The sequence below is a fragment of the Dyadobacter luticola genome (assembly GCF_005860805.1).
In the GTDB taxonomy this organism is placed as follows: domain Bacteria; phylum Bacteroidota; class Bacteroidia; order Cytophagales; family Spirosomataceae; genus Dyadobacter; species Dyadobacter luticola.
On sequence record NZ_VCEJ01000002.1, the window covers coordinates 1,716,072 to 1,728,993 of the forward strand.

The window sequence follows — 12,922 nt, forward strand, 5'->3', positions numbered from 1 at the left end:
GAAGGTTGCATGAAAGTGAGGAGGATTTTACTGGTAGACGACGACTCCGACGATTCGGAATTATTTCTGGAAGCCCTGCATGACCTGGACGCTTCCATCACCTGCCGCAGCGCCACCGACGGCGTGGATGCACTCAAAAAACTCGACAGCCCGGAACGTCCCGACATCATTTTTCTGGATGTGAATATGCCTCGTATGGATGGCTGGGAATGTCTTGATGCCATCCGTAACAATCCTTCATTTCAGGAGATACCGGTCGTCATGTACTCCACTTCCTCGCACGAAAAAGAAGTTAAAAAGGCGCATTCCAAGGGTGCTAATCATTTTTTCAAGAAACCCGACAGCTTTATCGCGCTGAAAGAAACCCTCCGCCACGTGATAGGACTGGGTTGATTTACCTATATTTGAAATAATAATTATTCGCTGCTGACTTGGGACGACTTTTATCCATCCTGCTTTTCTGCCTGCTGCTTTACAACATGATCGGCTACCCGGTGGCTTATTTGCTGGAAGGTGGTCATGCAACAAGCGGTAAGTCAAGCGAATATGTGGAGCGACAGGCTTTTTCCGAGGACATTGTGATCAAAGTTCCGGTGTCGCTTCCTTATCAGGTGAGCTGGGATAATCCGGAGCCAGCCGAGGGTAAAATCCGGCATGAAGGCGGACATTATCGCATGAAAACCAGGCAGTTGGTCAATGATACGATGTACGTACATTGCGAAATTGACCAGAATGCGCGTGACCGGTACACCATGCTGGTTTCTAAAATTCAGGATGAGATAGGCGGCGGCAAACCTCATAAAAATACGCCTTCCAAAGTCCTCAAAAATTTCCTCAAAGAATTCCTTTCACTCGACAGAAAGCATGTTTTTTACGTGTTAGAATGGACGCCTCCACACCTGCCGGTTGCTGATCAGTATCAGTTTGCGCAGTCGGCCGCGATCATTCACGTACCTTCTCCCCCACCCAATCAGGGTTAAGTAGCTTCATTTTCTTTTTTAGTAACGCCTGCTTTGCATGGACAATGCTGTTCATACTTATCTGCACGCGCATTCACTCAATCATGATTTGATTTCTATTTTAATCCAATGAAAAAGTTTCTATCTCTGACATTCGCGGTCGCACTGACCTCACTCCTTTCTTTCAAAACATTGGCGCAAGGCTGCGTGGCGATCCGCAGCACGGGTAATGCCTGCATGCTCGCCCACGCCGACAGCACCGATCACCAGCAGTGGATTTTGACCACCAGCGGCCGTTATTTTAAATCTTTCAGACATTATTCGGGCACCGAAGAAAACAAGGACCGCCTGAAACAACATACCGAGGTAATTAACCATACTGCATCGATTGACATTAACCTGACCCGCATCCTGAACGATCGATGGTCGATCATGATCGACTTGCCGGTGATTTCCAACGCGCGCTCTTCCTTGTATGAGCATGGGCTGATTAACGGTGTGAACAAGTTTAACGAGCGTCACAGCACACATTCTTTCGGTGTCGGTGATATGCGCATTGCGGCTTACCACTGGCTGTTCGATCCGAAAAAAAGTACCCGTGGGAACATCCAGGTTGGGCTGGGTATCAAATTACCAACCGGCGATTACGATTACCAGGATTACTGGCACAATGTAGGCCCGAACGGAAGCAAAGAACTCCGCACTGTGGATCAGTCGATCCAGCTCGGCGATGGCGGGACGGGTTTTACGGTGGAAGCCAATATGTACCGCAACATTACCCACAATTTCGGGGTGTATGCCAATTTTTACTACCTGGTTAACCCAAGAGAACAAAACGGCGTGCGCACTTACCGCGAAACGTTGACCCCAAGGCTGGCCAACGAAGCAATCATGAGTGTCCCAGACCAGTATATGGCGCGCGGCGGGGTGAGCTACGCGATCAGACATAACCTGACTTTCGCGGCTGGCGCACGGTTGGAAGGCATTCCGGTGCATGACATTGTGGGCGGCAGCGGCGATTTCCGCAGACCAGGCTATGTATGGAGTATTGAGCCAAGTTTGAATTACCAGGTGAATAAGGTGAGTATTTTTGTGAGCGTACCGGTGGCTTTGGCGCGTAATCGTACGCAAAGTGTGACCGACAAGGAAAATTCTGTTACCTATGGCACTTACATCCGCGGAGATGCAGCTTTTGCCGATTATTCTGTCAATGCAGGTATTTCTTTTAAGTTTTAACAAAACAAAAATCCCCTTCACGAACTGCGCGAAGGGGATTTCAATCTTCTCATAACAAACTATTGCTTTACAAACCTGCGGCTGACCACCGAGCCGTCGGTCATGGATATTTTTAATGTGTAAATACCGGCGGGCAGGTTTTTCAGGTCAATGTTCAGATTCGGTTTTTCGGCCTGCCTTTGCAAACCATGTCCTTTCACATCCAGGATTTGCAGCGACCGGATACCTTCCGACCGCGCGGTTTGAATGATAAGCTTATCCGTGGTAGGATTTGGAAAAATGACAGTTTCTGACTCTTCTCCCGCATTCATTTTCACTTCCCGGATGCTGCTCCAAGCATAAGTTCCATCAATATCGATCATTTTGAGCCGGTAAAAATTCTGCCCGGCTTTCGGCGAAATGTCCTGGAAAGAGTAGCTGGTAAGGCTGGCTTCGGAACCCGCCGCGGCGAGGCTGCCGATGTATTTCCAGTCCTTGCCGGTACTGCTGTGCTGAATGTCAAAGGTTTTACTGTTGACTTCCGAGCTGGTTGCCCAATTTAACAATACCGTTTTTTCTTGTTTTGTTGCTTCAAAAGAAACCAATGTTACCGGCAGCGAAGAGCAGGCGGTGCGGATTTCCGAGGGAAAGTTGCAGCCTGGCGCATTGTCGGAAATTGCTGGCGCCATAATGCGGGAAGATACCGAGCCGCCGACCATCGCGCAGATCATCACCACGGCGCAGTTGCTTAGCATCGAATTACCGGTGATCTGCAATGCACCCGACATACCTATCGGATGGTTCAGCGCGTTAATGTCCGTCAAAACCGGGTTTTGATCAATCGTGATATTGCCCCAGACCATACTAAGCATGTCCAGTCCGCGGAAGCTCGTGAGATTTGGATTGTTAACGACGCTGATGCTACCGAAAATCGTTTCGATTTTTTTCAGCTTTCCAAAACTCACAATGTCATTACCCGAAATGGTGACATTTCCGACGATGGCCGTGTACTGGTCTTCATCTACGAAATTGTCGATTTCGGCCTGGGTCGTAAAATTCAGGTCCCCGACATAATCGCCGGGGTCCTGGGCAACAGCCGTGTGACCGGCGACAAGCTGGACGAAAATGATAAAAGAGGGAAGAATACGTTTTTGTAAAAGTTGTTTCATAGGTGCCGAGGCGTTGAGTTTCAGATAAGTTATTCTAAAACTATCCTGCGCAAATCAACTTCGCCAGAATATGTATGTCAACATACCTGGAATTGCAGTCAACCATGAAAAATTTGTATGTAGCTGCTAGCTGTCAGTATCTCAGTCGCTTTCCAGGTTCGGATATTCTTCCTGGACGATTCAACACAATTAATTTACAACTAAATAATTAGTTTTCTTGACCCGGTTGCTTCTTTTAAGAAATGTAACCGCAAGATGAGAACAATCTGTTATTCCCTGATCCTATTCCTGGCATGCCTGGGCTGCGCAAAACAGCCGTCGCTGCCGACCGATAGCAAGTTTAATGTGACTGCCAGTTTGAATGATACATCCTGGTATGGGACCGGAAAAGTTTTGAGGCTGCGAAATCAGAGACAAGACTTGAAGAAAGTGAAGAAATTCAACCTGGTGATTTTTACTGATATTGACTACAACGGTTTTGGCTCTTATCCTAATCCCAAAACGAAAAATGGCTGTGCTGAGCCGGAATGCACCAAATCGCAATCGCTGGTGATTTATAATATTCCCCTGAAAAAACGTCAAAACCGCATTGACAAGCTGGATCGTAGCCGGCAGTTCAAAAATGAATATGCTTCATTTTCATACATTGGCAATGCAGGTGGGTTAATGAAAAAATACGTTTATCAGCACGAAAAGCCTGGTTGGATCAGGGTTACCAGGTTTGACAAAGCAGCGGGAATTGTCGAAGGACGATTTGAAATCGCGTTTTCGGAGGATACGACATTGTACAACAGGTTTCGAAACGGTGCGCCCCCGGTTGCCCGCTTTTCAAATGGTTTGTTTCGCATTAAAATCACCGATGTGCTTTTGCGGTAATATGATATTGAAGCTTGATGAAAGACTTGAAAGATTTTTCCGCAAGCCGGACGGTTCCGAATTCGGTTACATATACTATATTTAGTTATACATTCTTCTCTCACCTTTATGAAACAGAAATATCTGATTGTAATCTTATTTTTTGCCCTGTTTTCCTGTGCCGGCGATGGCGAGGACAATAGGCCGGTGCCGACCAACGAGATGGTGGGAACTGCCTGGAAGTGGAAGATGCAGCAGGACGGCAGCACGGAAATTTATTCTGCCCTTCGATTTAAAAATGCTTCAACCCTGGAAATTTGGAGTAATCTCAATGATGAGCGCATTGAAAAGTTACAACAGACTTACTCCTACGAGTACAATGAAAATACCAAAACGGTAACTTATGCCATGACAGAAAGACCTTTCTGCGAAGGTAAAATTGCTGGCGACTCGATGGTGGTCACTTGCGGTATCCAGCGACTTTTCACGAGAATGCCATAATTTGCGGGCAGTAATCAACATTCACATCCAAATCAACAACATTGAACACATTTACACCCTCCCGATTTGCGGCAGCTTTAACATTTTTGTTGGCAATTTGCGCCGCCGCCACTTTCGCCCAGCTGCCCGTCCCGACCGACTTTTTATCCAAAGAATTTCATAAGGGTCGCCGTGATGCTTTGCGCCAAATGATGCCTGCAAACTCTGTGATGGCGGTTTTTGCTTCGCCGGTACGGAATTTTGCGAATGATGTGGATTATAAATATCACCAGAATCCTGACCTCTATTATTTCAGCGGCTACACGGAGCCTAACTCGGTGCTGCTGATTTTCAAGGACGCGCAGAAGGATTCAGCCGGACAGTCCTACAACGAAATGTTTTTTGTCCAGAAACGGAATCCCGAGCGGGAGCAGTGGACCGGAAAACGGCTGGGAATTGAGGGCGTGAAGGCGATGGGTTTTTCCACGGTTTATAATGCAGAGGATTTCGCCCGGTATGCGCCGGATTTGTCGGATTTTTCCAAGATCACATTTGAATTCCCAAAAGCGCTGGCAGACAACATTACGCAGTCGGATGAAGTTTTTGATCTAGTCAATATTTTTAAGAAAAAGGCAGGTATGCCTGCTGATTTCGACGCGGATGTGATGGGCGACGTGATGTCTGTGAAACAATATCCCAGGCTGCTCGCATCGACGCAGATTTTGACCGGATACTTTAAATCGCTGGCTGCGAGAAGTGAAAATTATTCGAAAAATCCACTGATTCAGCGACTTATGTCGGTGAAAGATACCAGCGAGGTGACCGCGATTCTAAAAGAAACCGCTGCCCTGAAATGGGATCCGTCACTTTACGACTACGCTACCAGGGAGTTAAGACAAATCAAAACCGCCGAAGAGCTGGTGCTGATGCGCAAAGCGATTGATATTTCGGCGCACGGACACAATGAGGCGATGAAGGCGATCAAACCCGATATGTCGGAGCTGGAATTGCAGGGTATCCAGGAATTTGTACACCGGAAAATGGGCGCGGAATATGAGGGTTATCCGTCAATCGCAGGTGCCGGAAATAATGGCTGCGTGCTGCATTACATTGAAAACAATGTGACAAAAGTTGGCGACAGCAAAATGATTTTGATGGACATTGGCGCTGAGTATCACGGTTATACCGCCGATGTGACGCGGACATTTCCGTCAAACGGAAAATTTACCGCAGAACAAAAACAGATTTACAACATTGTATACGAAGCGCAGGAAGCTGTTTTTAAAATATTAAAAGAAGGAACACCGTTTGCCGACATTGAAAAAACAGCCCGCGATGTGGTTACGAATGGTTTGGTCAAACTCGGCATCCTGAAAGACGACAAGCAAAACCGGCTTTATTATCCGCACGGCTGCTCGCACTTTCTGGGTCTGGATGTGCATGACAAAGGGATTTATAACAAGCTGGCAGCGAACATGATCATCACCGTGGAGCCGGGAATTTACATTCCCGAGGGTAGCGATTGTGATAAAAAGTGGTGGGGAATTGCGGTGCGCATCGAGGACGATGCTTTGATCAAAAAAGACGGTTATGAGGTTCTTTCGGCCATGGCGGCGAGGAAATTGGAAGATGTTGAAAAAATGGCGGCCAAGAAAAGTTTTGTCGATAATATGGATTTGAAATAGAACCAATCCGGCTTTCCTGCGTTGCATTTGACAATAATCACAATAAAAACAAACCAATGAGCAAGATCACAGTAAGCGACGGAACCGAAATCTATTACAAGGACTGGGGCACCGGGCAGCCCATCGTTTTTCACCACGGCTGGCCGCTTTCAGGCGATGACTGGGACGGACAAATGATGTTTTTCCTGGAAAAAGGTTACCGGGTAATTGCCCACGACCGGAGAGGTCACGGCAGGTCAAGCCAGACCGACAAAGGCCATGAGATGGATACTTATGCAGCCGATGTTGCTGAACTGGTGAAGGCGCTGGACCTGACAAATGCGATCCACGTGGGACATTCCACCGGCGGCGGTGAGGTGATCCGGTATGTGGCGAAATATGGTCAGGGTCGTGTTGCCAAAGCAGTGTTAGTCAGTGCAGTTACGCCGATTATGGCGCAGTCGGAAAGTAATCCGGATGGTATCCCCATGTCTGTTTTTGATGAAATCCGCGAAGGTACCGCTATAAAACGTCCGCAGTATTTCCAGGATTTTACCATTCCCTTTTACGGTTATAACCGCGAAGGGGCGAATGTGTCGCAGGGCATCCGGGATAACTGGTGGCGCCAGGGTATGATGGGTGCGATCAAGGCGCATGTGGATTGCGTGAAGGCATTTTCAGAAACGGATTTTACCGAAGATCTGAAAAGTGTGGACATACCGGTGCTGGTGCTGCATGGCGAAGATGACCAGATCGTACCATTTGAACTGACGGCGGTGAAAGCTGCAAAACTGCTCAAAAACGGCAAACTGATCTCCTACCCCGGCTTCCCCCACGGAATGCCGACTACCGAGGCAGCGACGATCAATGCGGATCTGCTGGCTTTTTTCCAGTCATAATATCTGGTTGCAACGACCATAACCCCGGCAAGCTTTTAAGATATGGCTTTCGACGAAAAATTGAGCGACAGGATCAGGGAGGCATTGGTAAATGTTCCCAATGTTACCGAAAAGCGCATGTTTGGCGGGATCTGTTTTATGGTCAATGATAAAATGTGCGTCGGGATTGCCGATGAAAAACTGATGTGCCGCATCGGCGAGGCGCAATATGGGGACGCATTATCGAAGCCGGGCTGCACGGAAATGGTGTTTACGGGGCGGCCTATGAAGGGTTACGTATATGTGGAGCCGGAAGGTATGCGGACGAACAAAGATTTCAAATACTGGATCGATCTCTGCCTGGCATTCAATCCGCTGGCGAAAGCGTCGAAGAAAAAGGCGTAGTAAATTAATTTGAAAACAGCGCGTCCCGAACATTTCAGGACGCGCTGTTTTTTTATTTAAACCCAAAAATAAAAGGAAACAAAAACGTGACAATCGCGGCCCAGGCAGCGTAAACCGGCACGAACAAGACGATTGACTTCCCAACCTGCTCCAAGTTTCCCTTCTTTTTCAAAGCGCCAAACAGCCTGGCCGAAACAAGCAGCAAATGTATCAGCATCAGCACATTGGCTCCCAGGACGGCCGCACGATTGGGCGTAATCCCCCACTCTGAAATCCGAAAAAGTACGGCAGATAATGCAATACCATTCACAATGATGGTCACTGCTGAAAGCAGGAACAGCACGAGTCGCTGTACCGAATTTTTGGTACCCGAGTCAGCAATTGAAAAGAAAATCAACGCCATCACTCCTACCAGCAGCACATTAAAAAGCACCAGAAATTCGCGGTCCTGATAGGGATTTTTGCTTGAAAAAAGCATCGCTCCGAGGTAGGCCAGCAATATCACCAGCGCGACCGGCGCGAAAAGTTTGGCGATCAACGGGGAGATTTTGCTAACGATCGCAGGCTGCGTCTGCGTCAGAAAAGTGGCTACCAGCGGTACGGCCGAGAGCCCGCAAATGACAATGTAGTTGAAGTAAAATTTCTGGATATCCAGCCCGATTAACCGGAACAGATTGATCGTCAATGCCGTAGTAAGCCCGCCGGCAATGAGCAGCAGCGCCATCATCACGGCCAGTTCACCATTATAGCGCAGAAATCCCAGCCAGTTTGCCTCACTATGGCCTTTTCCGCCGGCGAATGTAAAACCCAGCATTGACCATAGTAACAGCGGAAAATGTATGCATGACAGGCTCAGCGTATCAGCAGGCAAACCCTGTTTGTGCGGAAGGAGATTGATAAATATGGCACCCGCCAGAATCAGCGCAACCAGACCGGCGCCGGTTTTCATGGAAATGCTGTTTTTGCGGGCGAAAAATGCGATCAGTACCGGGAATATGATGAAGCCAATGTTGCGAGTGTAGAAAAATTCCGGGTCGATGGAAAATATTTCCGGCAGCTTGGCGATAAAAGCTGCGACGAGGGCAGCGCCTACCACAAATGTCCGCTCGGCGGGTGTGCCCCAGAACATTTCTTCCTGAGCGTAGTTTAGTCTTTGGTACCATCCCTCGGCCAGCGGATTTTCCCGCAGCTGGACGTACAGATCATTAAATGCCGACTTAAAAGTCGGCTTGTTGCTCCGGTACAACTTTTCAAGCTGCCCCGGATTGTCGATGTTCAACAGGATTTTTTCTTGCATCTCGTTCACGTTTTTGGTGTTTAACAAAGTACTTTGTGTTTCAAAGTTAAATATTGTTTTGAATTTCAAGGAGGTTGTGGTGAAAAATTTTTTTTCAGATTTGATATGCACGCATGCAACGCTTTTTACGAATTACTTTGTCAGAGAAGTAGGCATGCGCCCAACTTAGCTTTGTAACCTTGATTAACAACTACTCAATTTTCTATGAAAAAAATCTTCTATTCATCACTCATTTTGATTTCACTGTTTTCAGCGTCTTGCAGCTTGGAAGACCACGTTTTGCCCGGCGAGCCGGACGTGTACGTTGCAGGTCTTGAAAACACTGACAGTACCTTTGTGGCTAAGTATTGGAAAAATGGACAGGAAGTCGAGTTGACACAGTCTTATTACCCGCTTGCTGTCAATTCAATTGCGGTATCCGGCAATGACGTGTACGTAGTTGGATTCGGAGTTGACTCATCCAATACGCTCGTGACCGGCAGATATTGGAAAAACGGCGTCCTTGAAGATTTTTCAAAAGATATCTCGTCCTCATTTTTAAGTGATGTCGAAGTATCTGGCGGAGACATTTACGTAGCAGGCATCGGCGTTGATGGGCCAAATGCCTATCCTGCCTATTGGAAAAACGGTGTTTCCGTGAAGCTCGGAGAGAACGGATGGGCAAAAAGCATAGCAATTTCGGGAGGTGATGTATATGTCGCAGGCCAAACACAAACCGGGTCTCACGCAGTTGCGACTTACTGGAAAAATGGGGTCCAGGTAGATCTGACAGACGGCACACACGATGCCACCGCAAATGCTATCGCAGTACTTAACGGGGAGGTTCTGGTAGTAGGTTCTGAAACACTCAATGGCGTAGTATATTCCAGATATTGGAAAAATGGCATTGAGATAGGAATTACAGGAAATAAGAATACGTCGGAAGCATCGGACATCACGACTTCAAACAATAGCATTTATATTGCCGGCACTGACGACTTTCATGCATTTATCTGGAAGAACAACATCAATAACCTCGATTTTGGCGCTAATGCCAGTGGCGTCAGAGTGCTGGATGGCGACGTTTACGTTTCTGGGGGAGGATATAATAATGGTTTTGCTATTGCACAATATTGGAAAAATGGGTCGCGCGTCATTCTGTCAAATGGGAAAAGCCATACCTATGCTACCTCGATTTTTGTGAAGAAACCATAACAAACATTCCAAAACCACTTTCAAGGGACAAACAATCGTTTGTCCCTTATTTTTTATCCAACAAAAATAATCCGTCAGCTCGCTCATGAATCCCATCAGCCGCTTGGCGATCTCCGGTGTGCGAGTCGCAAAAGTTTCAGCTACCTGCTGACATACGGCTGTCACTCGGTGCATTTAGTTTTGAATTTCATTAAACTAAACTTGCTATGAATTTCGCATCGGTCAGAATTATCACTGAAAACATCAACAACCTTGTTCCGTTTTACGAAAAAGTTACCGGGGCAACATTTATCCGGTATACCGAGGATTTTGCTGAATTACGTACTCCCGGCGCTACGCTGGCGATCGGCAGCACGCGCACTTTACAATTTTTCGGGGGAAATGACATTGCAACACCTGCTTCCAACCAGTCGGTTATCATCGAATTCCGTGTAGAAAACGCGGATGCCAGTTACGAAAATCTGGCTGAATTTCTGGGTAACAACATTGTTCAGCCACCGACTACCATGCCGTGGGGAAACCGCTCACTGCTATTCTTCGACCCGGATGGTAACTTGGTTAACTTTTTTACACCACTTTCGCAGAACGCGAAGGCAAGGTCGGGGGAACAAAATTAGGATTATGCCAAAAAGGCCGTGCATTACCAGAATGACGGCCTTTTGTTTGTTCCTCCCGCCAGGCGGCAATCGGTGCATTCCGGGGTTCCCGTGACGACAAATTCAGACCTTGGCCCGAAATAAGTGAGCAACAACTGCTGCGTATTGAAGGCGCAGGGGTCGTCGGGCTTGCCGTTGCATTGGACGGGAATGGTGTCTGTTTCCGTGCATCTTGGGAATGTGCCCAGTTTCGGCGCGATGGTAAGCCTTTTCGTCACCTCCGTAGACGCGCTGAAATAGCCGAAAACAAGCTCTTTGGGATCACTGGTGTTGTGGATGTTCCCGGTAACTTTCCCCGGCTGCGGATCGAAGAGGCTTCCGGTCAGCTGCGTAGATTTGGATAGGTCTGTCCAGTATTCAAAAGCCGGGCGCGACAAGCCATATTGTTTCACGAGCAGGCTATACCGGATAAAAAGTTTGTTGGTCTGGATCGGCACAACATTGAGCGGTAAATCCTTGATCACATCCGCACTCAGCTTGACAGTGCTTCCAAGCAAAATGCTGCCGGATTTCTTGTTCGCCCAACATTTGTTAATGTTCTCGTTCCGGATTTTCAATGTATCATTCTCAATCACGAGGGCCGAATAATAAGTAGCCTCATACTCCCAGGTTTCCTCGAATTTCCAGCGGTAAAACTGCGTTTTGTTCGCCTCATCGTGGGTATTGACGTAAAAAACCATGGAATTTCGGTTGGCGTCAAACTTGTTGGTGAGGCTGTCGATGGCAGGTGTGCGGCTTACTTCCACATAATCGGAAAGATATTCTTTGCCATTATTGGTGTGGATCCTGATCCTGTACTTCCCGCCCAGATCGTAGCTGGCCGGTGCCAGCACATATAAACCATCCGATGATTCCGTAAAAGGAAAAGTGCCACCAGACTCGCCTTCGACGGCGATCGACGCGCCGGTTTCAATGATAGGCTTGTCCTGCTGGTTTACATTCTGCGTCCGCCGCAACTCAATCCGGCTGGTATCGGTACCACTCACATTAAAAAAACCGTCGACTACCAGATACTGGTCATTATAACCTACTTCCGGCGGAGTAAATTGCTGGATACAGCTTTCCAACATCACCGGCAAAGCAAAAAGGCCCACAGCCAAGCATGTAAGCCTTTTCACGTAATATCTTGACTTATTAGATTCTACTAAATGCGCAATATATTTAAACCCTCTAAAAAATAACCTCATAACCAGCTCCGGTTCATTTAAAAACGCGTTTTTTGTCTTTGACAAACTTGTTGCTGTGATAAAGGATTTTTGTAACCGGTTTTACTGTAATAGGGTGGTTTGTTGATTTAAGTATGTCTCAAATCCTAACCCCCGTCCCGCCAAGCATATCCTTCAATTCCCGCACCCAGCTACACACCCCCATCACATTCCCGTCCTTCCCGATTACTAGATGCGTAGGGAATTGGTTGATCAGCAGCGTGTCGGCGACGTAGTCTTTTTTGTTGCCGACGGTCTTGTAGTCGAATTTCGTTTTGGCGAGGAATTTGCGGAGGTTGGGCTCGGGGTCGAGGGCGATGCTGAGAAAGAGGATGTCATTACGGTTTTTGTTTTTAGCGACGATTTCATTTAGTTCCGGCATTTCCTGCACGCACGGCACGCAGCCCACAAACCAGAATTTCATAATTACAAATTTGCCACGCGTATTCTCCGGCGTGTATGATTTTCCGTCAAGATCCACATAATTGAAACCTACCAGCGGTTTGCCCTTTTTCTGATAAGAACGGTAGTCCGTAAACGCCTGCGCGCGCAGCTGGTTGATAATATTTTCCTCGACGTCCGGCTTTAATTTTTCCAGCTTGTATTGCACCACGGTATCACGCGCAATGTATTTATACACCGCATATTTTCCGGTGCTATATTTTGCCATGAAACTATCCGCGGGCATTTGCCTCGCATCCGTGTCAAACGCCTCGAAGTTTTTGTAAAATTTTAAATGATTGGAATAGTATTGCCAGTAATTCGCAAAGTTCGCGTATGCCTCGCCCGAACCGACAACCGGCTTCCCAAGTTCCACTTTATCATTGGAACAAGCAGCAAAAATGACGCTTGCTACAAGCATCAAGCTTAGTTGGTTAAAAAATTTTCTCATAGCTGTCAGGTTTAGTACGAATAAAGGCCAATATATAACAAAATTATATATTG

The 12,922-nt window shown here is 47.3% G+C and carries 14 protein-coding genes; 10 read left to right on the forward strand and 4 right to left on the reverse strand.

What is annotated here, in order from left to right; translation table 11 throughout:
- Positions 1–15: 15 nt before the first annotated feature.
- The 3 genes from FEN17_RS07205 (at position 16) to FEN17_RS07215 (ending at position 2,195) form a co-directional block, all read left to right on the forward strand.
- A complete protein-coding gene (locus FEN17_RS07205; RefSeq protein ID WP_205748106.1) occupies positions 16–393 on the forward strand; it encodes a response regulator in 378 nt (125 codons plus the stop codon).
- A 38-nt stretch (positions 394–431) separates the two neighbouring features.
- Positions 432–980 (forward strand): hypothetical protein, encoded by a 549-nt coding sequence (locus tag FEN17_RS07210; protein ID WP_138364595.1) that lies wholly within the window; start codon positions 432–434, stop codon positions 978–980.
- 108 nt (positions 981–1,088) lie between these two features.
- Positions 1,089–2,195: a transporter gene (locus FEN17_RS07215; protein ID WP_138364596.1), complete on the forward strand. Its 1,107-nt coding sequence runs from the start codon at positions 1,089–1,091 to the stop codon at positions 2,193–2,195.
- A gap of 59 nt (positions 2,196–2,254) precedes the next feature.
- On the opposite strand, the gene FEN17_RS07220 is transcribed toward FEN17_RS07215, so the two are convergent.
- A complete protein-coding gene (locus FEN17_RS07220) occupies positions 2,255–3,343 on the reverse strand; it encodes a T9SS type A sorting domain-containing protein (protein ID WP_138364597.1) in 1,089 nt (362 codons plus the stop codon).
- Between the two features lie 255 nt (positions 3,344–3,598).
- Here FEN17_RS07220 and FEN17_RS07225 point away from each other — a divergent pair, with 255 nt between their 5' ends.
- The 5 genes from FEN17_RS07225 to FEN17_RS07245 all read left to right on the forward strand — a co-directional run bounded on the left by FEN17_RS07225 (position 3,599) and on the right by FEN17_RS07245 (position 7,625).
- Positions 3,599–4,219: a hypothetical protein gene (locus tag FEN17_RS07225; protein ID WP_138364598.1), complete on the forward strand. Its 621-nt coding sequence runs from the start codon at positions 3,599–3,601 to the stop codon at positions 4,217–4,219.
- 108 nt (positions 4,220–4,327) lie between these two features.
- Positions 4,328–4,699 (forward strand): hypothetical protein, encoded by a 372-nt coding sequence (locus tag FEN17_RS07230; RefSeq protein ID WP_138364599.1) that lies wholly within the window; start codon positions 4,328–4,330, stop codon positions 4,697–4,699.
- 41 nt (positions 4,700–4,740) lie between these two features.
- Entirely contained in the window at positions 4,741–6,363 is a 1,623-nt protein-coding gene (locus FEN17_RS07235) for an aminopeptidase P family protein (protein ID WP_229208721.1), read from the forward strand.
- A 56-nt stretch (positions 6,364–6,419) separates the two neighbouring features.
- Entirely contained in the window at positions 6,420–7,241 is an 822-nt protein-coding gene (locus FEN17_RS07240; RefSeq protein ID WP_138364600.1) for an alpha/beta fold hydrolase, read from the forward strand.
- A gap of 42 nt (positions 7,242–7,283) precedes the next feature.
- Positions 7,284–7,625, forward strand: coding sequence for a TfoX/Sxy family protein (locus tag FEN17_RS07245; RefSeq protein ID WP_138364601.1), 342 nt, complete (start codon positions 7,284–7,286; stop codon positions 7,623–7,625).
- A 52-nt stretch (positions 7,626–7,677) separates the two neighbouring features.
- Here the strand turns inward: FEN17_RS07245 and FEN17_RS07250 are convergent, their stop codons facing one another.
- On the reverse strand, positions 7,678–8,922 hold the full coding sequence (locus FEN17_RS07250) for a DUF4153 domain-containing protein (RefSeq protein ID WP_138364602.1): 1,245 nt from the start codon (positions 8,920–8,922) through the stop codon (positions 7,678–7,680).
- A 204-nt stretch (positions 8,923–9,126) separates the two neighbouring features.
- Here FEN17_RS07250 and FEN17_RS07255 point away from each other — a divergent pair, with 204 nt between their 5' ends.
- Together FEN17_RS07255 and FEN17_RS07260 are read left to right on the forward strand one after the other, a co-directional pair.
- On the forward strand, positions 9,127–10,116 hold the full coding sequence (locus FEN17_RS07255) for a hypothetical protein (RefSeq protein ID WP_138364603.1): 990 nt from the start codon (positions 9,127–9,129) through the stop codon (positions 10,114–10,116).
- 206 nt (positions 10,117–10,322) lie between these two features.
- The gene (locus tag FEN17_RS07260; protein ID WP_138364604.1) at positions 10,323–10,733 is read left to right on the forward strand and encodes a VOC family protein; all 411 of its coding nucleotides are present in this window, start codon (positions 10,323–10,325) and stop codon (positions 10,731–10,733) included.
- 23 nt (positions 10,734–10,756) lie between these two features.
- Here the strand turns inward: FEN17_RS07260 and FEN17_RS07265 are convergent, their stop codons facing one another.
- Together FEN17_RS07265 and FEN17_RS07270 are read right to left on the reverse strand one after the other, a co-directional pair.
- Positions 10,757–11,890, reverse strand: a complete 1,134-nt coding sequence (locus tag FEN17_RS07265; RefSeq protein ID WP_229208722.1) for a DUF4249 domain-containing protein — start codon at positions 11,888–11,890, stop codon at positions 10,757–10,759.
- 187 nt (positions 11,891–12,077) lie between these two features.
- Positions 12,078–12,869, reverse strand: coding sequence for a TlpA family protein disulfide reductase (locus FEN17_RS07270; RefSeq protein WP_171037861.1), 792 nt, complete (start codon positions 12,867–12,869; stop codon positions 12,078–12,080).
- Positions 12,870–12,922 lie beyond the last annotated feature (53 nt).